Below are 17,342 nucleotides of genomic sequence, written 5' to 3' on the forward strand. Positions count from 1 at the left end.
GCGGCGGGCGGTCGCGGGACGGCGCGACCGCCCGCCGCGGTCATCGGGCTCAGGGCCGGGCGGTGACGGACGTGAGAGCTTCGGTGAACGCCAGCGCGAGGTCGGTGGAGGCGCCGGCGGGCAGGGCGGCGTAGACGTGGCGGACCGGTGGGTCGCGCAACTCGCGTACCGCGATGTCGGGGCGCAGCGCCCGCACGAGGAGCCCGGGGACCAGGGTGACGCCGAAGCCGGCGGCGACGAAGGCCTGCTTGCCGAGCCAGCCGCCGCACTCGATGTCGACGCGCGGGGTGAACCCGGCCCGCGCGCAGGCGTTGACCAGCATCGCGGCCGCCCCGGCGTAGTCCTCGACCCAGGTCTCGCCGGACAGCTCGGCCAGGTCGATCACGTCGCGTCCGGCCAGCGGGTGCCCGGCGGGCAGGGCGGCGTGCAGCGGATCGTCGAGCAGGTGCACCAGGCGTACGCCGTCGTGCGCGGGCAGGCCCGGCGGGTAGTCGGTGACCACGGCCAGGTCCAGCCCGCCCTCCAGCAGCCGGGGGAGCAGCTGCGGGGACACGCCGGTCGCGAACGTGACCCGGGTGCCCGGGTAGGCGGCCGCGAACGCGGTCAGCGCCCGGGGCATCAGGTCGGCGCTCGCGGTAGGTACCGCGCCGACCCGCAGCACCGGAGCCCGGCTGCCCTGGGCGATCGCCACCTCCTCGACGGCCTGGTCCACCCGGGACAGGATCGCCGCGGCGTGGCCGAGCAGCACCTCGCCGGTCGGCGTGGGCCGTACGCCGCGGGCGTGGCGGCGCAGCAGGGGGCCCTTGAGCTGCGCCTCCAGCACGGCGATCTGGCGGGACACGGCCGACTGGGTGTAGCCGAGGGCCGAGGCCGCCGCGCTGATCGAGCCGAGCCGGCACACCTGCTGGAACGAGCGCAACGCGGTGAGATCCACGGCGGCCATGCTAGGCCGCACATGCGCGGCACGCATGGCTGCCATCGCAAGTATGCGTTGGTGCGATACCCGGACCCGGGAGAGGATCACGGGGCAGCACACGAGACGGGAGTGACGATGACGCACGTCGTACGTTTGCCGGCGCCGGACGGGATGGCGCCGGCCACCGGATACAGCCACGTCGCCTGGGGCACGGGCCGCCTGATCGCGGTCTCCGGCCAGGTGGCCCTGGACGAGCACGGCGAGCTGGTCGGCCCCGGCGACCCGGCCGCGCAGGCCCGGCAGGTGTTCGAGAACCTGCGCCGCTGCCTCGCCGCGGCGGGCGCGAGCTTCGCCGACGTGGTGAAACTCGGCTACTTCGTCGTCGACGCCGCGCACATGCCCGCCGTACGGGCCGCCCGCGACGAGTTCATCGACGCCGCACAGCTGCCGGCCAGCACGGCGGTGCAGGTCGCCGCTCTGGTCGCGCCCGAGTTCCTGCTGGAGATCGAGGCCTGGGCGGTCGTCGCGCCCGAGCGCGCATGACCGCGTCGCGGTGTGCGGCCTGGGCCGGATGGGCTCGGCCATGGCGCAGACCCTGCTCGACGCCGGACACCAGGTCACCGTCTGGAACAGAAGCCCGGAAGCGAGCGCTGCCCTGGTGGCACACGGTGCGACGGCCGCGCCGAGCCCCGCCGCGGCGGCCTCGTCGAGCGCGATCGTGGTGCTGATGCTGTTCGACGGAGCGGCCTGCGAACAGGTGCTGTCCGGACCGGACGGTGTGCTCGCGGGCGCGGCACCGGGCACGACCGTGGTCAACCTGAGCACCATCGGCCCGGAGGAGTCGACGGCACTCGCGGCGCGGGCCGGCGCGGTCGGGCTGCGTTACGTTGAGGCTCCGGTGCTGGGCTCGGTGCCCGCGGTGCGCGGCGGCTCGCTGACCGTGCTCGCCGGCGGTGAACCGGCCGACGTGGCCGCCGCCGAGCCGGTGCTGGCAGTCTGGTCGCACGCCGGACGGCTGCGGCACACCGGCCCGGTCGGCGCCGCGACGGCGCTGAAGCTGGTGGCGAACCTCGCCCTGGGCGTGGTCGCGGCGGGCATGCGCGACGCGGTCGTCCTCGGCGAGGACTTCGGCCTGCCCCGCGACCTGGTGCTGGACACCCTCGCGCTGGGCGCGTTCGAGCGCATCGCCGGACGCGGCCGCGACCGGCTCGGCGCGGACGACTACGACGGCGCGCCATTCACGCTCGGTGCGCTGGAGAAGGACCTCGGCTTGGCACTGGACCGGGCACGCCGGCCGCTGCCGGTGGCGGGCGCGGCCCGCGAGGTCGCCGCGGCGGGCGTCGCCGCGGGTGATGCGAACCGCGACATCTCGGTGCTGGCCCGCACCACCGCCTGAGCGGCGACCGGCCGTTCGCCCACCGGCCGCGACCATCCGATCGCGGTGTGGGCCGCAGCCGTGTCCGTGGCCGGAAGACACGGCCGGAAGACACGGCCCGGAGCCGTCGTGCGGGTCAGCCCTTCGCGCCGCCGGTGAACGGCGCCTCGCCCGGCTTGTTCGCGCGGAAGCGCAGCGCCGACCAGGTGTCGTCGACGGCGACCTGCCCGTTGGGCCGCAGGCCGTACTCGGCGACGATCGGCCACAGCGTGTCCCGGTTGACGTCGCTGCGGTTGCCTTTCGGGTAGGCGACCCACAGCACGCCCGGCCCCGCCAGCTCGTCGCGGTGCGCGGTCAGCTCGCGGTGGGCCGCCGCGGCGTCCTCGGCGAAGATGACGGCGACTGCGGCCCCGCCCAGCGCCGCCGACCGGGTCGCCCCGTCGGGCAGCGGGCCGAGCAGCGCGGACTGCTCGTCCGACCCGGTCCAGTAGGTGCTGTTCGGCTTGATCAGCAGCTTCGCGGCAGTGGTCTTCTCGGTCATGGTCGTGGTCTCCGGATCAGGCTTCGGCGGGGGCGGGGGCGGGGGCGTAGACCACGTTCAGCACGCCGGTCTTGAACGTCTCGGACGACACCAGCGTCAGCGGAACCGTCTCGCCGTCGTCGAACAGGCGCTGGCCGTGGCCGACCACGATCGGGTGGATCAGCAGGTGCAGCTCGTCGAGCAGGCCGGCCCGCAGCAGCGAGCGCACCAGCACCACGCTGCCGGTGATGCCGAGGTTCTTGCCCGGCTCGGCCTTGAGCGCCGCCAGCTCGTCGAGGTCGCGTACGACCTCGGTGTTCTCCCAGGTCGGGTCCTGCAGCGTGCTGGACACGACGACCTTGCGCTTGCCGTTCATCACGGCCGCGAACTCGTCCTCGCTCTTGGGCCAGTACTCGGCGAAGCCGTCGTAGGTGGTGCGGCCCAGCAGCATGACGTCCGAGCCCTCCATCAGCGCGCCGACGGCCGCGCCCATGGCGTCGTCGAAGTACGGGAAGTGCCAGGTGTGGGGGTCCTGGACGACGCCGTCCAGTGACACGAACAGCCCAGCGACGATCTTCCTCATGATGACCTCCGGTCGGTGCCAGCGCCGTGCCCGGTTGGCCCGGCTGCTGTACACCCACTCTGACGAACGGGCCTCCGGAAACTCATCGGTCCCGGGAAGAAAATTTTGTCGGCTCGCCCGAATGGGCACTGACCTGCGTAGACATGGTCGACAGGGGGAGACCGATGAATCCGGGTGCCGCCGACCGTCCTATCTGACGAAGGTGCCCCGTGCCCGGACCGCGACCGGCGGCGGGCGGGCGCGCCGCGGAGGAGGCGAGCGGTGCGCGAGCACGGGCGGGAGTCGTACGCGGTGCTGGTCCTCGGCCCCGCACTGGGACCGGGGGACCTGGCCGCGCTGTGCGCCCGGGTCGACGACGCCTCCCGCGACGTGCCGGCGGGCAGCGCCCTGGTGGTGCTCTGCGACGTCGGCGCCCTGGCCCGGCCGGACCTGGCCGGGCTGGACGTGCTGGCCCGGCTGCGGCTGCACACCTCCCGGGCCGGTGGCACGCTGCGGCTGTGGCGGGCCGGCGCGCACCTGCGGCTGCTGCTGGAGCTGACCGGACTGCGCAGCGTGCTGCCGTCGCACCCGGGCGGCTCAGCCGACGAGTTCGGCCTCCTTGCCCCGCACGAGCACGGGGGGCAGGCCGAACAGCGGGAACAGCCGCTCGGTGTCGAGGAAGTTGTTGACCCCGGCGATCCGTCCGGCTGAGATCTCCAGGACGATGAGCGCCCACGGCTCATGGCGGTCCGGGTCCTCGGTGGGCCGGTACTGCCCGAAGGCGGGCAGGCCGTTGGCGACGACGGGCACCAGCCGCGAGCCCCGGCAGCCGCAGCCGAGGCCGAGCATCCAGGTGCGGATGTCGTCGACCCCACGGAACCACAGGTCCAGCGGCGGCATGGACAGCGTCGCGTCCTCGTGCAGCAGCGTGGCCAGGGCGTCGAGGTCGTAGCGCTCGAACGCCTCGACATACCGCGCGAGCAGGGCGGCCTGGTCGGCGTCGGTCGGGGCCAGCACGTCGGCGTCGGTGGCGCTGACCGCGCTCAGGCTGGCCCGGGCCCGCTGCAGCGCGCTGTTGACCGAGGCCACGGTCAGGCCGAGCAGCTCGGCGGTCTCGGCGGCGCTCCAGGCCAGCACCTCGCGCAGGATCAGCACCGCGCGCTGCTTGGGGGCGAGGTGCTGCAGCGCCGCGACGAAGGCGAGCCGGACCGACTCGCGGGCCACGGTCAGGTCCGCCGGGTCGGCGGTGTCGGGCAGCAGCCGGTCGTCGGGTGCGGGGCCGACCCACACCGACTCGGCCAGCGGCACGGGCGCGCTGGTGACCCGTTCGGGCGCGCCGGCCGAGGCCAGGTCCATGGGACGGGCCCGGCGCTGCGCGCTGCCGAGCATGTCCAGGCAGACGTTGGTGGCGATGCGATACAGCCACGAGCGGACCGCCGAGCGGCCCTCGAACTGCTCGTAGCCCTTCCAGGCGCGGATCAGGGTCTCCTGCACCGCGTCCTCGGCCTCGAACGCCGAACCCAGCATGCGGTAGCAGTAGGCGGTCAGTTCCCGCCGGTGCGCCTCGAGCATCTCCTCCACGTCCGCGAACCTACACCCGCCGCCCGACAGGACCTGTCACCGCGACGGCGTACCGGGGCGGTTGCCGAGGGGCAGCGGGCGGGCGACGTATTCTTCGGGCGATGGACAGCCGCGATATCTGCACGGACCGACGCCTCACCGACTTCCTGGTCGAGTACCTGGGGGAGTGGACCGAGGCGGAAGGCCTGACCGTGGTCGGCAGCCTGGCCCGGACCCGGCCGGGGTGGGACGGCCAGGTCCGCGACGTGGTCGGGGTGTCGACACCGCACGGCGGGGTGCTGTCCGTCGCGCCACATGCCGTCACCGCGGTACGCGACGCGGTGCGGACCTGGGGCGACGTGGCTGACCGGTTGCCCGGGGCGCTCGGGCGGCCGGAGGCGACCGCGTACCGCGGGGTGTTCCGGTGGACCGAGGCCCCCACCGGGCTGCCGGACGCGGGCGAGTGGGTGCCGGCGCTGGACCCGCGGGTGCCGGAGTGGCTGCACCCGTTCGGCGGGCAGGTGCTGATCAGCTTCGACGACGCGGGCCGGTACGCGGCGGGCGTGGGCGTGAAACGGCACAACACCGCCGGTATGGAGATCTCGGTCGGCACCGAGGAGGCGCACCGGGGGCGCGGCCTGGCCACAGCGCTGGTCGCGCAGGCGGCGCGCTGGATCCTCGCACAGGGTGCGGTGCCGATCTACCTGCACGACCCGGCGAACACGGCCTCGGACCGCACCGCGCGCAGCGCCGGATTCCCGGACCTCGGCTGGCACATCGTCGGCGTCGGCGGCCGCCCGCTGAGCGAGCCGCGCTCGGAGCAGTCGACGCCCGGCTGACCACGCCCGACTGACGCCTGCCGGCAACAGTCACCTGGTGAACGCATGCCGGTGACGGCTCGCTAACCTGTCGATCATGGCGGATTGGGTGCTCCGGCCTGCTGCGGCGGCCGATGTCGAGACGGTGGCCGAGTTGCGGGCCGTGGTGCTGCGGGCGGACCTGGAACGGCTCGGACGCTACGACGAGCACCGGGTGCGGCAGCGGCTGCGCGACCGGTTCGCGCCCGAGCAGACCTGGGTGATCGAGGTGGCGGGCACGTTCGCCGGGTGCGTGTCGCTGCGCCCGGCCGAGGACACCCACTGGCTGGAGAACTTCTACCTGGCCCCCCACCTGCACGGCGGCGGCATCGGCGCGGCCGTGCTGGCGGGCTTGCTGGAGCAGTGCGATCGTGACGGCACCGTGGTCCGGCTGCAGGTGCTGCAGGGCAGCCCAGCCCGTCGGCTGTACGAGCGGCACGGCTTCACGGCCGAGTCCGAGGACCCGGTCGACGTGTTCATGGTGCGCCGCCCGGCCCCGCGTGACTGATCAGGTGTGATCGGACCGCGTCGAGGAAGGCGTCGGGCGCGTCGCGGTGGACGCAGTGACCCACCGGAATGGTCAGCAGGCGGCCGCGGGGGAAACGGGCTGCCATCGCGGCGATGCGGTCCCGGGGCAGGAAGCTGTCCGGGCCGCCGCGCACCGTCAGCACCGGGCAGGTGATCGAGTCGACCGCGTCCCACCAGGCCGGATCGGGGGCGTTGAGCTGGCCCACGATGTGCCGCCGGATCTCGTGATCGGGCACCGTGAAACCCATCGGGTCCGGCGGCGGCGTCTCCTCCAGGACCAGCCCGGACACCCGCAGCTCGTCGGGGACGCCGGGCATCATGGGCCACGTGGCTGAGACGGTGAGAGATACGCAGGCGGGTCATGCGCCCACACTGTTCCTGATGGTGGGTCTGCCCGGATCCGGGAAGACCGTGCGAGGGCGGGAACTGGCGGCGGAGCGCGGAGCCCTGCTGCTCACCGCCGACGACTGGGCGCTGTCCCTGCTCGGCCAAGAAGACCGTCACCAGGAACGGCCCGACGGCAAGCGGTGGCTGCTGGAAGGCCGACTCATCGCACTGGCCATCGACGCCCTGCGCCTGCGGCTCAGCGTCATTCTCGACTTCGGACTCTGGTCGCGCGACGAGCGCTCCGCCCTGCGCTGGATGGCCGCTTCAGCGGGAGCGTCATGCGAGGTCGTGTACCTGCCGGTGGAACGCGAGGTGCAGTGGAGCCGGATTCAGAATCGCTGGAAACACGCGCCTGAGCAGACATTCCCCATGGCCGAGGCGGAGCTCGACTCCTGGAGAGAGCAGTTCGAGGTGCCCGACGCAGACGAGCTCTCCGGTTCGTCTCTGCCCTCCCCGCCGCCCGGGGACGAGAGCTGGTTCGCCTGGGCCCAGCGATTTTGGCCCTCCCTCGCACAAAGCCTGAGCGGGCGGCTCACCGAGAGCTGACGGCATGCCGCATCGACCAACTGTTTGGCCAACCCGGCATGTCACCGCTGTTTGACGCCACGTCACAGCTTGAACAGCCCGAGTTCGTGCCGTCCGTCGATGTCGATGTCGATGGCGCATGGGGTGTCGTCGGGCGCTTGATGGCGGCCTGGACGTTCGGCTCGGATCTCAACGCCTTGCCGGATCGCTCATACTCGATTCGGGCACCCGCCGCATTCGACCACCTGCCGCACCGGAATGACCTGTGCGGCTCGACCTTGGAGCGACGCATGCGCGAGATCGTCAATACGGCCGAAGCCCCCAGCTCGCCGTTGTACAGCCAGGCCGTGAAGGCAGGCAACATGGTTTACGTGTCGGGCCTGGTCGGCGTGGACGTCGCCACCGGCGCGCTGGCCGGGACGACGATCCAGGAGCAGACCCGACAGGCCCTGGCCAACTGCCGCGCAGTTCTGCGGGCGGCCGGGGCAGCCTGGGACGACATCGTCGAGGTGGGCGTGCTGCTGGCCCGCCCGGTCGACTTCGCCGGTATGAACGAGGAGTACGCAACCTGGTTCCCCGGCACGCCACCGACACGCTACGTGGCCAAGCTCGGTGTCGAACTGCCCGGCGTCCTGGTGTCGATCCGGATGACCGCGTTCAGCGGCGAGACGGCATGACGTGATCGCTCGCGGCAGGTGTGGTCACCGAACCCGCGAGTGTCGTCAGGTCGTCGGGTAGGTGCAGGCTGCCGTTGTCGAGCCGGCGGTCGGCCGAGAACGCAGATGGCGCAGGCGCTGAACACGGAACGTCGACACGTCCGCCATCTTGGGATCCGGCTGGTCTGCGACCACCGCAGATCGTTCACAGGGCGGTCGGAATACACGCCTCGACGTGTTCGATGATCTCCTCGGCCGTTCGGGATCGTCCGGCAGGCCAGTAGATCATGTCGCTGATGTGCAGACATCCGGTTCGCCGCGCCAAGCCCTCCAGCCTCCATGAGGTGGATCGTTCGTCCCCGCCTTCAGCGGTCAGGAGTGTGCGCACAATGTCGGTCGCGGCGTCCTTCGTAAGCGGATCAGGCAGCCGTCCAGACCGTACGTAGTCGAAGTAGTCCTCGGCGGCGACGCCGAAGTTCGCCCACCGTTCCCGGACGGCGTCCGTGACCCGCTCGGCGAGCTCGAGGGCTTCGACGGCGTCATCGACCTCGGCAAGGACCTCGCCGTCGTCGGCGTCGGGAACCAGTGGCGGGAACTCCAACAGATCGCCGAAATGCTCACCGCCGACGTCCCAGCTCAGGTACAGCACCACCGTGTACCGGCCGTTGCCGCGAGGCTCGATGGCCACCCACCGGATGCCGCGACGCTCCTGGTGGAAGGCCGGGCCGAGAAACTGTTCGATCGAGACCGACCGGCGCAGGGCGCCGATCGCGAACGACTCGCTCAGGTATCGCACGGGGCGAGGCTAACCCAGTCCGCCAGCTGCCTGAGTAGGCATTGTCTGTCGACGCATCGCACTGACCAGGTTTCGTTGGTGCGGCTGGAGACCGGCATCGACCACGGCCATGGAATCCGTGCTGGGCTGGCGGGCTCGACCAGTCGTCCGTCGGCGCGCCGGTCTACGTGGACTTTGACCCTGGTTGCGCGACCCAGCCGGCGACGAGCGCCAGCCCGGAGTCGCGGTGCCTGGCCACGAACCCGAATGGCCGGTCCAGCAGCAGCCGCACCTGCAGCGGGCGCTTCGACGGCGGCGCGCCCGTGTACTGGACCTCGATCGCGGTCGCCACGACCGCCTCGAACCCTTTCGCGGTGAACGACGCAGTCAAGTTTTGCGCTGCAGCGCCGACGAGCAGCGGGACGTCACTTATGCCCGGCAGTTGCTGCCCGAACACTTCCGACACCGTACGCAGTCCGAACAGGTCGGCGTGCGCGAGCAGGTTGTGTGACGATCGCACGGTGAACTGGGGCAGGCTCACCAGCAGCCCTGGGCTGTCGTCGTACGACCAGTCGAGGTCCACGGACACGCCTGGCGCGGTGTCGCCCTGCGCGAGCTGCGAGCCGCGCCGTGCCGGCGCCGCCGATCGGGTGTCGAGGGCGGCGGCGAGGACCGCGGCGGCCGGGGCGTCGGGCATCACCGTCCAGCGGTCCTACGGCCGTACCGGGCATCGACGGGTACGCCGGTGAGCTGATCCAGGTCTGGGCGAACCTCATCGACAACGCGATCGACGCGATGGCCGGGTGCGTTAGCCGTGTCGTTCGAAGCTGAGTCGGTTTTCGAGCGTGTCAAAGACCGCTTCGATCCCATGGTTGAGGAACACGTGGAGTGCGGTCACGGCTGGGCCGGCGGGGTGTGGCCCGCCGGCCCAGACTCCGCCTATGCGGCCATGGGGATGCCGTGGTCGGAGGCGTTCCAGGCCGGCCCGGTGCCGTTGCCGCTCAGCCACAGTTCCCACAGCGTGCCCGTGGTACCGCGGCCGTACACGCGCAGCGCGCCGACCGAGACGATGGCGGCCGGGTCGCCGGTGAACACCGCGCCGTACGGGTTGCCTGTCACCCAGGAACAGGCCGAGCAGGCCAGGCGGTCCTCGCGGAGGGCGTTGCCGGAGTACCGGGAGTACACCCGCAGCGTGCCCGACGCGAGCACCGCGGCCGGTTTGCCGATCATCGAGCCGCCGGCGTGCTCGGATACGGACCAGGGGCCGGCCACATTGCCCAGCCACAGCTCCCAGAGCGTGCCGGTGGTGCCGCGGCCGAACACCCGCAGCGCGCCGAACGCCACGATCGCGGTCACGTCGCCGGTGAAGGCCGCGCCGCCCGGCGTGCCGATGGTCCACGACCCCGCAGTGCTCGGCAGCACATCCTCGCGGAGCAGATTGTTCGTGTACCGGCTGTACACCCGCAGTTTGTTCCAGCTGTCCACCACCGCCGACGGGTTGCCGATGATGGCCGCCCCACCGTGGCTGGCGTGGTGCCAGTCGCCGTCCGAACCGATCCAGGCCTCCACCAGCGCCCCGGCGGAAGTGCGGCCGAACACCCGCGTCGTGCCGTAGTGGACCGCGGCGAAGTCGCCGGCGAACACCAGCCCGGGAACCGGCGTGCTGACGCTCCAGCTTCCGCCGCTGCTCAGCCGGTCCTCCCGCATCTGGCCGTTCTCGTACCGGGAGTAGACCCGCAGTCCGCTCGGGGTCACCACCGCGGTCGGCTCGCCGATGATGTCTGCGCCGCCGTGGTCGGCGGTGTGCCAGCCGTTGTCCAGCCAGCGTTCCATCAGCCGGCCGGTGGGGCTGCGGAAGAAGACCCGGAGCACCTCGTAGGTGACGGGGTCCGCGTCGGCCGTGGCCTGGGGGGCCGCCATCTTCTGGCCGATCTGGTCGATCTGGACGGCGGTCGGCGCGGCGTTGGCCGGACCCGCGAACCCGATCGCGCACACCGCGGTGGCGAGTCCGACGGCGAGCCGGACGAGGACCGACGATCGATTGTCCATTGTTCCTCCTTATCGTGATGTCGACTGTTGCCTTTCTCAGCATCGGCCGAACCGTCACGGTGGGATCACCGTTTTTTCAGGGTCGGCCACAGGGGGAAGTGATGCTGACAAGCCGCTTTACCGTGGTGCTGGCGGCGGCCGGCTATGGCAAGACGACAGCGGTCCGGTCCTGGCTCGGCAATGCCGAGCACACCTGGCTGAGCCCACCGACCTGGGATGGTCCATCGGCGACGGCACCGATCGTCGTGATCGATGATCTGCACCTCGCGGCCGAGCTGCCCGTGCTGCGCCCGGCACCGACCACCCGGCTGGTGCTGCTGACCCGCCAGCCGCCCACGCCGGCGATCCTGCGGTGGGCCGGCGGCGTTCCGGTCGAGGTCGGGCCGGGCAAGCTCGCCCTGTCACGGCAGCGCACGATTCGGCTGCTCCACCAGCGGTACGGCATCGCCGAGCCGGAAGCCACGCACGTGCACCAGCTGACGGCCGGCTGGCCGGCCCTGGTGCTGCTGGCCGGCGCGGCGCTGGCCGGCGACCGGGTCGGAACCGATCAGCTGGCCATGCCAGGCAACCCCATCGCGGAGTACGTCGACACCGAAGTGCTGGCCCCCCTGTCGACGGTCGCCCGGCGCCTGGTCACGGACTGTGCCCGAATCGAGGCGGTCTCTCCCGAGATGGCCCGCGAGTTGGGCCACCGCGACGCCGAGCGGACCCTGGCCTGGCTGGCGCGGCTCGGCCTGGTCGTTCCGGCCACACCAGACCATCAGTGGCACCGGCTGGTGCCGCTGCTCGCCGCAGTGGTCCGCGCCCAGCACCCGCCCCGGCGGCGGGTGCTCCGGGTGGCCGCCGATTGGCATGTCCAGCACGGCCGGTCCGCCGAAGCCCTGCGCCTGCATCTGGCCGCCGACGACCCCGACAGCTGTGCGGCGCTGCTCAGCGGGTCCGGCAGCGCGTTGCTCGCAGGCGGGGCGGCCGTGGACGTCGCCGCCACGATCCGGTCCCTGCCCGCCGGCTACCGCAACGAACGGCTCACCCTGCTGCTCGGCGAGGCCCTGGCGATCACCGGTGACACCGCTGCCGCCGTAGACACCTACGCGACACTCGACGACGGCTCCGAGGAGCTGCCGGCCGGGTTCGCGTGGCGATACGGCGCCGCCCTGTACTACGCGGGCACCGCTGGCGACGCCCTGGCCGTCCTTCGCCGCGGCCGGCTCACCGGCGCCGATTCGGCCGACGAGGCGCAACTGCTGGCCTGGACCGCTGCGGCGCACTGGCTGGCCGGCGACGCCGCCGCGAGCCGGGAGGCCGCGCACCGCGCGCATCGGACGGCTGAGGCGACCGGGGATCCCCGGGCCCGCTCGGCGGCGTACGTGGCGCTGGCTCTGGTAGCCAATCTCGACGGCGGCCAGGCTGTCCTGCACACCCACTACGAGCGGGCCCTCGCCCTGGCCGAGACCGCCGGTGACGTGGTGCAGGCGATCCGGATCCGGACGAACCTGGCCGTCGCGCTGGAACGCGAGGCGCGGTACGCCGACGCGCTCGCGGTGCTGACCCCGGCGGTGACCGACGCCGACCGGATCGGGCACACCGCCAACCTGGCCCTCGCGCTCGGTAACCTGGCCAGCCTGCTGTCCCAGCTCGGCAGACTGGACGAGGCGGTCACGACCTATGAGCGCTGCGTGGCCGCGTACCAGAAAATGGGTTCCAGAAAGGTCTCCTACCCGCTGTCGGGACTCGGCATCCTGTATCGCCTACGTGGCCGGACCAGCCAGGCGCTGGCCGCCTTCGAGGAAGCCGCCCGCATCGCGGCCGAGGACGAGAACCGGCTGGGCCTGATCCCGGCCCTGGCCGGCCTGGCCCGTACCCTCGCCGCCGAAGACCCCGACCGGGCAACCGAACACGCCGCCCGGGCGCTGAAACTCGCGACCGGCCCGCTGCTCTGTCCGGCCCAGCTCGCGCACGGCTGGGTGGCGCTGGCCGCCGGTGATCTCGCCACCGCCGTCGACTGGGCCCAGCACGCGGCTGCGGCCGCCCGGGCACACCGCGACGCCGGCGGCCTCGCCGAGGCCCTGGAACTGCGCGGCGCGGCCAGCACCGACCCCCGCGAGGCCCGCCAGGCGTACTGCGAGGCGCTGGCCATCCACCGCGACGCCGGCGCCGAGGTCCACGCGGACCTGGTCCGGGTCGCGCTCGGCCGACTGCCCGGCGCGGCAGCCGACGTGCAGTCGCGGGCCCGCCTCGCCGCCGGCCGGCTCGCCGAACTGCACGTGGTGGTGCCGGATGCGGACGGTCCGGTGGTGCAGATCCGGGCGATGGGCCAGTTCCGGGTGGTGGTCGACGGCGAGCCGGTGCCGGCCGCGAGCTGGCAGTCCCGCAAGGCCCGCGACCTGCTCCGGATCCTGATCACCCGCCGCGGTCGCCCGACGTCCCGGGAGGAACTCGCCGAACTGCTCTGGGAACCCACCCCGGACGAGGCCGACAAGGTCGGCCACCGGCTGGCCGCACTGCTGTCCATCCTCCGAGGCGTCCTCGACCCGGGCCGACGGGCCGCCACCGACCACTTCATCACCGCCGATGCCACCAACCTCGCACTCAACCTCGACCGGCTGGTGATCGACGTGGAGTCCTTCCTCGACGACGCCCGGCACGGCCTGCGCCTGCACGCCCGCGGGGCATCCGACCAGGCCGGCCCGCTGCTCCGGGCCGCCGAGGCCAGCTACGCCGAAGTGTTCGCCGGGGACCCTTACGACACCTGGTTGCAGGCGCTGCGGGAGGAGGCCCGCGCGGTGTACCTGCACGTGACCCGGGTCCTCGCCGAGCTGAGCCGCCGGGCCGGGGACTGCGATGACGCGGTGCGCTACCTGCTCCGGATTCTCAGCCACGACCCCTACGACGAGCAGTCCCACCGCGATCTGGTGACCGTGCACCTGGACGCGGGCCGGTACGGCGAGGCCCGCCGGGGGTACGACCGGTACGCGGCGGCCATGGCCGAGCTGGGCCTGCCCGCGCCGGCCGCTTTGGCATCATCGGCAGCGGTGCTGGCCCGCAACAGCATCGTGGCGGTGTCGGGGCACAGCCGTTCGGAGTGAATCCACCGCACGGCCGTAGGACTGCGTGGCTGCGCTCCAGTCGCCGGTGAACGCAGCGAGTTCGGCGATGCCCCGACTACGATGCCCCGACTACGATGCCCCGATGGATCAGACCATGCCGTACACCACCGCCACGCTCGCCGCCGACCTGCGTGAGCTGGGCCTGTCGTCCGGTGACGTGGTGCTGCTGCACGCGTCGCTCAAGAGCGTCGGGTTCACGGCCGGTGGCACGCACGCCGTCGTGCAGGCGTTCCTGGACGTGCTCGGTCCGGACGGCACCCTGGTCGTGCCGACCCACACCCCGGACAACACCGACCCGGCGGTATGGCAGCACCCGCCGGTGCCCGAGGCGTGGTGGCCGGTGATCCGCGAGCAGACCCCGGGCTTCGACCCGGCGCGCACCCCCAGCCGCTGGATGGGCGCGCTCGCCGAGGCGGTCCGCACCTGGCCGGGCGCGAGACGCAGCGACCACCCGCAGGTGTCCTTCGCCGCGCTCGGCCGGCACGCCGCGGACATCGTCGCCGAACACGTGCTCGACGACGCGCTGGGCGAGCGCTCACCGCTGGGCGCGGTGTACCGCCTCGACGGCAAGGTGCTGCTGCTGGGCTGCGGGCACGACTCGAACACGTCGTTGCACCTGGCCGAATGCCGACAGCAGCAGCCGCCGATGATGCGCACCGGCTCGTCGGTGCGGCGGCCGGACGGCACCAGCCACTGGGTCACCTGGACCGAGGTGGACCCGGACGAGAGCGACTTCACGCAGCTCGGCGAGGATTTCGAGGCCACCGGCGCGATGCGGGTCGGCCCGGTGGGCGGGGCGGTGGCACGGCTGGGACGGCAGCGCGCGCTCGTCGACTTCGCGACCGGCTGGATGGCCGAGCACCGCGTCGGCGCGAACGAATCGGCTGCTCATTCCTGATTGGGCATACCCTTTTCTCAGGCCGCCGGTGAGGTCGCGGCTCAGGGGAGGGGATGACTGTGTCCGCACCGTCCGATGCCGCCACCGTGACCGCCGTCGAGACGACACCCGCGACCGGCTCAGTGCTGCCGCAGATGCGGACCATGTGGTGGGAGCACGGGATGCGCGCCCGTGCCGACGCCGGGCTGCGCACCCTGGCCCAGGCGCTGCCGCGGCTGGTCGGCACCGCGCTGCGCATCGCCTGGCGCGCCGACCGGGTCCGCACGGCGATCGTGCTGTCCTGCACGGTGCTGGCCGGGGTCATGTCGACCGCGGGTCTGCTCGCCACGCAGCAGGTGCTGGTCGGCCTGTTCTCCGCCGCGCCGACGCCGGACCGGGTGGCCACGGCGCTGCCCGCCCTGATCGTGCTGGCCGGGGCTGCGGCGCTGCGCGCGGGCATGGGCATCGCCACCGGGTACGCCCTCAACGGCTTGACGCCGCGGGTGGACCGGGCGGTGCAGCGGCAGCTGTTCGAGGCGACGACGGCGGTGCGGCTGGACGCGTTCGACGAGGACGCGTTCGCCGACGACATGGAACGTGCCGCGCGCGGCATGGAGTCGGTGATCGGCCTGGTCAACGCGATGATGGCGCTGGCCGCGGGCACGATCGGGGTGCTGGCGGTGGCGGTGGCGCTGGTCGTCGTGCACCCGCTGCTGCTGGGCGCGATGCTGCTGGCGACGGTGCCCAACGCGTGGGCGGCGCTGAAGGCCGGGCACCTGGAGTACCAGACGTACCTGGCCGGGTCGGTGCGGCGACGCCGGATGTGGATCCTGAACCGGCTGATGGCCGACCGGATGACCGCGGCGGAGCTGCGCGCGTACGGGCTGCGCGGGTTCCTGCTCGGCCAGTACGACACGGTCATGGAGACCGAGACGCGGATCCAGCTCGACCTGGCCCGCCGCGTCACCACGACCAACGCGCTCGGCGCGCTGGCGGGCGGCCTCGCCACGGGTGCGGTGTACGGGCTGCTCGGCTGGCTGCTGCTGGACGGCGCGATCCCGCTGTCGGCCGCGGCCACCGCCGTGATCGCGCTCCAGGCCGCCCGGCACTCGCTGGCCACGGTGACGTACCAGGTCGACTCGCTGTACATGGAGGGGCGGCACTTCGACGACTACACCGAGTTCATGGAGCGGGCGAAGACACACGTGCCCGCCGCGGACGGTGTCCTGCCCGCGGGGGAGCTGGAGACGTTGGAGGTCGACGCGGTCAGCCTGAGCTATCCCGACCGGGACGCCCCCGCGGTCGACGGGGTGTCGCTGGCCGTGCACGCCGGGCAGACGGTGGCGTTCGTGGGGGAGAACGGCTCCGGCAAGACCACCCTGGCCGCGGTCATCGCCGCGCTGCGCGAGCCGTCGGCGGGCACGGTGTCCTGGAACGGTGTGCCGTTCGCCGAGCTGGACGCCGACCAGCTGCGCGCCCGCATCACGGTGGTGTCGCAGGACTACTGGAAGTGGCCGTTCACCGCCGAGGTGAACATCCGCCTCGGCGAGGCGGGGGCTCCGGTGGAGCGCGAGCGCATCGAGGCGGCGGCGCGCCGCGCGGTGGCCCACGACATGATCGTGCAGTTGCCGTTCGGGTACGACACGCTGCTGGACCGCACCTTCGCCGACGGGCAGGACCTGTCCGGCGGGCAGTGGCAGCGCATCACCGCGGCGCGCGGCTTCCTGCGCGACGCGGACCTGCTCATCATGGACGAGCCGTCCTCGGCGCTGGACCCGCGCGCCGAGGACGCCCTGTTCCAGGCGATCCGGGACCGGCAGGGCCGGCGGACCACCATCCTCATCACGCACCGGCTGGCCAACGTACGCCACGCCGACGTCATCCACGTGCTGCACGAGGGACGGCTCGTGCAGTCAGGCCGCCACGACGAGCTGATGGCGGCGGGCGGGCGTTATGCGGAGCTGTTCACGCTCCAGGCCCACGGCTACCTCGCCGCCGGGTGACGCCGTCGGGCGGGCTCAGGCCGCCGACCCGTAGCCGTGTGCCTTGATCCGCTGTGCGGCGTGCTCGTAGACGGCGGGGTCGGCCGCCGGCAGCGTGCCCAGGCCGTCGACATACCGGTTGTACATGCAGAACGCCGCCGCGATGAGCACCGTGTCGTGCACCTCCAGGTCGTCGGCGCCCTCGGCGCGGGCGGCGTCGACCAGCGCCGCGGTCACCTTGCGGCCGTCCTGCTGCACGGCGGCCGCGATCCGCAGCAGCGCCCGCATTTTCGGGCTGATGTCGGCGCTGTCGAGGTCCGCGCGGACCTGCTGCACCAGCGTCATACCGGCGTCGAAGTGCGCGGCGGCGAAGGCCGAGTGCGACGAGCAGCAGAACACGCACTCGTTGAGCCCGGACACGTAGGCCGCGATCAGCTCCCGCTCGCCCGCGCTCAGCGTCGGGTGCGGGGCGTGCAGCAGCGCCTCGGCCAGCGCGTTGAGCGGACCCGCGGTCTCCGGCCGGAACCGCATCGGGCCGTTGATGCCGGGGAACATCCGCTCGTCCACGCCCAGGTCGATGTGTGCCATCGGGGTTCTCCTCGGTGCTCGGTCTCGGGGCCGGCGACGGCACAGCCCTCCGGCATTCTCCCGGCCGGGCCCGGTGGC

General features: G+C 72.7%; 19 protein-coding genes. 10 read left to right on the forward strand and 9 right to left on the reverse strand.

From position 1 onward, the window contains the following. Positions 1–49 precede the first annotated feature (49 nt). On the reverse strand, positions 50–934 hold the full coding sequence (locus F6W97_RS28485) for a LysR family transcriptional regulator (protein ID WP_155373634.1): 885 nt from the start codon (positions 932–934) through the stop codon (positions 50–52). Positions 935–1,051: 117 nt separating this feature from the next. Between F6W97_RS28485 and F6W97_RS28490 the strand changes: the two genes are divergently transcribed. Beyond that, the gene (locus F6W97_RS28490) at positions 1,052–1,459 is read left to right on the forward strand and encodes a RidA family protein (protein WP_155373635.1); all 408 of its coding nucleotides are present in this window, start codon (positions 1,052–1,054) and stop codon (positions 1,457–1,459) included. A 10-nt stretch (positions 1,460–1,469) separates the two neighbouring features. After that, the gene (locus F6W97_RS28495) at positions 1,470–2,312 is read left to right on the forward strand and encodes an NAD(P)-dependent oxidoreductase (RefSeq protein WP_230687055.1); all 843 of its coding nucleotides are present in this window, start codon (positions 1,470–1,472) and stop codon (positions 2,310–2,312) included. A gap of 115 nt (positions 2,313–2,427) precedes the next feature. Here F6W97_RS28495 and F6W97_RS28500 read toward each other — a convergent pair whose 3' ends face one another. Together F6W97_RS28500 and F6W97_RS28505 are read right to left on the reverse strand one after the other, a co-directional pair. Further along, complete coding sequence (locus F6W97_RS28500) at positions 2,428–2,832, reverse strand: LysM peptidoglycan-binding domain-containing protein (RefSeq protein ID WP_155373636.1); 405 nt, start codon at positions 2,830–2,832, stop codon at positions 2,428–2,430. Positions 2,833–2,848: 16 nt separating this feature from the next. Further along, positions 2,849–3,394, reverse strand: a complete 546-nt coding sequence (locus F6W97_RS28505) for a dihydrofolate reductase family protein (RefSeq protein ID WP_155373637.1) — start codon at positions 3,392–3,394, stop codon at positions 2,849–2,851. Positions 3,395–3,655: 261 nt separating this feature from the next. Here F6W97_RS28505 and F6W97_RS28510 point away from each other — a divergent pair, with 261 nt between their 5' ends. Further along, positions 3,656–4,084 (forward strand): STAS domain-containing protein, encoded by a 429-nt coding sequence (locus F6W97_RS28510; RefSeq protein ID WP_196279371.1) that lies wholly within the window; start codon positions 3,656–3,658, stop codon positions 4,082–4,084. Here the strand turns inward: F6W97_RS28510 and F6W97_RS28515 are convergent. Beyond that, entirely contained in the window at positions 3,971–4,945 is a 975-nt protein-coding gene (locus F6W97_RS28515) for a sigma-70 family RNA polymerase sigma factor (protein WP_155373933.1), read from the reverse strand. The two genes, F6W97_RS28510 and F6W97_RS28515, sit on opposite strands and share 114 nt — an antisense overlap. A gap of 110 nt (positions 4,946–5,055) precedes the next feature. Between F6W97_RS28515 and F6W97_RS28520 the strand changes: the two genes are divergently transcribed. Both F6W97_RS28520 and F6W97_RS28525 read left to right on the forward strand, forming a co-directional pair. Then, a complete protein-coding gene (locus F6W97_RS28520) occupies positions 5,056–5,772 on the forward strand; it encodes a GNAT family N-acetyltransferase (RefSeq protein WP_155373639.1) in 717 nt (238 codons plus the stop codon). 76 nt (positions 5,773–5,848) lie between these two features. After that, positions 5,849–6,298, forward strand: a complete 450-nt coding sequence (locus F6W97_RS28525; RefSeq protein ID WP_155373640.1) for a GNAT family N-acetyltransferase — start codon at positions 5,849–5,851, stop codon at positions 6,296–6,298. Here the strand turns inward: F6W97_RS28525 and F6W97_RS28530 are convergent. Continuing rightward, complete coding sequence (locus tag F6W97_RS28530; protein WP_155373641.1) at positions 6,267–6,635, reverse strand: alpha/beta fold hydrolase; 369 nt, start codon at positions 6,633–6,635, stop codon at positions 6,267–6,269. The two genes, F6W97_RS28525 and F6W97_RS28530, sit on opposite strands and share 32 nt — an antisense overlap. Before the next feature lie 10 nt (positions 6,636–6,645). Between F6W97_RS28530 and F6W97_RS28535 the strand changes: the two genes are divergently transcribed. Next, positions 6,646–7,251 (forward strand): P-loop nucleotide/nucleoside kinase family protein, encoded by a 606-nt coding sequence (locus tag F6W97_RS28535; RefSeq protein ID WP_230687056.1) that lies wholly within the window; start codon positions 6,646–6,648, stop codon positions 7,249–7,251. A gap of 38 nt (positions 7,252–7,289) precedes the next feature. Continuing rightward, the gene (locus F6W97_RS40965) at positions 7,290–7,907 is read left to right on the forward strand and encodes a RidA family protein (RefSeq protein ID WP_230687057.1); all 618 of its coding nucleotides are present in this window, start codon (positions 7,290–7,292) and stop codon (positions 7,905–7,907) included. A gap of 184 nt (positions 7,908–8,091) precedes the next feature. Here F6W97_RS40965 and F6W97_RS28545 read toward each other — a convergent pair whose 3' ends face one another. The 3 genes from F6W97_RS28545 to F6W97_RS28555 form a co-directional block, all read right to left on the reverse strand. Next, positions 8,092–8,682, reverse strand: coding sequence for a hypothetical protein (locus tag F6W97_RS28545; RefSeq protein ID WP_155373643.1), 591 nt, complete (start codon positions 8,680–8,682; stop codon positions 8,092–8,094). A 163-nt stretch (positions 8,683–8,845) separates the two neighbouring features. Continuing rightward, positions 8,846–9,358 carry a serpin family protein gene (locus tag F6W97_RS28550; RefSeq protein ID WP_155373644.1) on the reverse strand — a complete coding sequence of 171 codons (513 nt, stop codon included), beginning with the start codon at positions 9,356–9,358 and terminating at the stop codon, positions 8,846–8,848. A 242-nt stretch (positions 9,359–9,600) separates the two neighbouring features. Beyond that, positions 9,601–10,710: a PLL family lectin gene (locus F6W97_RS28555; protein WP_155373645.1), complete on the reverse strand. Its 1,110-nt coding sequence runs from the start codon at positions 10,708–10,710 to the stop codon at positions 9,601–9,603. 101 nt (positions 10,711–10,811) lie between these two features. Between F6W97_RS28555 and F6W97_RS41300 the strand changes: the two genes are divergently transcribed. The 3 genes from F6W97_RS41300 (at position 10,812) to F6W97_RS28570 (ending at position 16,697) form a co-directional block, all read left to right on the forward strand. Continuing rightward, positions 10,812–13,796, forward strand: a complete 2,985-nt coding sequence (locus F6W97_RS41300) for a tetratricopeptide repeat protein (protein WP_196279372.1) — start codon at positions 10,812–10,814, stop codon at positions 13,794–13,796. A 103-nt stretch (positions 13,797–13,899) separates the two neighbouring features. Beyond that, positions 13,900–14,715 carry an AAC(3) family N-acetyltransferase gene (locus F6W97_RS28565; RefSeq protein ID WP_155373647.1) on the forward strand — a complete coding sequence of 272 codons (816 nt, stop codon included), beginning with the start codon at positions 13,900–13,902 and terminating at the stop codon, positions 14,713–14,715. Between the two features lie 53 nt (positions 14,716–14,768). Continuing rightward, the gene (locus F6W97_RS28570; RefSeq protein WP_155373648.1) at positions 14,769–16,697 is read left to right on the forward strand and encodes an ABC transporter ATP-binding protein; all 1,929 of its coding nucleotides are present in this window, start codon (positions 14,769–14,771) and stop codon (positions 16,695–16,697) included. A 15-nt stretch (positions 16,698–16,712) separates the two neighbouring features. Here F6W97_RS28570 and F6W97_RS28575 read toward each other — a convergent pair whose 3' ends face one another. Continuing rightward, on the reverse strand, positions 16,713–17,264 hold the full coding sequence (locus F6W97_RS28575; RefSeq protein ID WP_155373649.1) for a carboxymuconolactone decarboxylase family protein: 552 nt from the start codon (positions 17,262–17,264) through the stop codon (positions 16,713–16,715). Positions 17,265–17,342 lie beyond the last annotated feature (78 nt).

It is taken from the genome of Catellatospora vulcania (genome assembly GCF_009720385.1).
In the GTDB taxonomy this organism is placed as follows: domain Bacteria; phylum Actinomycetota; class Actinomycetes; order Mycobacteriales; family Micromonosporaceae; genus Catellatospora; species Catellatospora vulcania.

Excerpts from the sequence above, each read along its gene's own strand:
- F6W97_RS28490 (WP_155373635.1), top strand. The coding sequence starts at position 1,052 with ATGACGCACGTCGTACGTTTGCCGGCGCCGGACGGGATGGCGCCGGCC.
- F6W97_RS28500 (WP_155373636.1), bottom strand. The coding sequence starts at position 2,832 with ATGACCGAGAAGACCACTGCCGCGAAGCTGCTGATCAAGCCGAACAGC.
- F6W97_RS28505 (WP_155373637.1), bottom strand. The coding sequence starts at position 3,394 with ATGAGGAAGATCGTCGCTGGGCTGTTCGTGTCACTGGACGGCGTCGTC.
- F6W97_RS28515 (WP_155373933.1), bottom strand. The coding sequence starts at position 4,945 with ATGCTCGAGGCGCACCGGCGGGAACTGACCGCCTACTGCTACCGCATG.
- F6W97_RS28520 (WP_155373639.1), top strand. The coding sequence starts at position 5,056 with ATGGACAGCCGCGATATCTGCACGGACCGACGCCTCACCGACTTCCTG.
- F6W97_RS28525 (WP_155373640.1), top strand. The coding sequence starts at position 5,849 with ATGGCGGATTGGGTGCTCCGGCCTGCTGCGGCGGCCGATGTCGAGACG.
- F6W97_RS28530 (WP_155373641.1), bottom strand. The coding sequence starts at position 6,635 with ATGCCCGGCGTCCCCGACGAGCTGCGGGTGTCCGGGCTGGTCCTGGAG.
- F6W97_RS40965 (WP_230687057.1), top strand. The coding sequence starts at position 7,290 with ATGTCACCGCTGTTTGACGCCACGTCACAGCTTGAACAGCCCGAGTTC.
- F6W97_RS28550 (WP_155373644.1), bottom strand. The coding sequence starts at position 9,358 with ATGCCCGACGCCCCGGCCGCCGCGGTCCTCGCCGCCGCCCTCGACACC.
- F6W97_RS28555 (WP_155373645.1), bottom strand. The coding sequence starts at position 10,710 with ATGGACAATCGATCGTCGGTCCTCGTCCGGCTCGCCGTCGGACTCGCC.
- F6W97_RS41300 (WP_196279372.1), top strand. The coding sequence starts at position 10,812 with ATGCTGACAAGCCGCTTTACCGTGGTGCTGGCGGCGGCCGGCTATGGC.
- F6W97_RS28565 (WP_155373647.1), top strand. The coding sequence starts at position 13,900 with ATGGATCAGACCATGCCGTACACCACCGCCACGCTCGCCGCCGACCTG.
- F6W97_RS28570 (WP_155373648.1), top strand. The coding sequence starts at position 14,769 with ATGACTGTGTCCGCACCGTCCGATGCCGCCACCGTGACCGCCGTCGAG.
- F6W97_RS28575 (WP_155373649.1), bottom strand. The coding sequence starts at position 17,264 with ATGGCACACATCGACCTGGGCGTGGACGAGCGGATGTTCCCCGGCATC.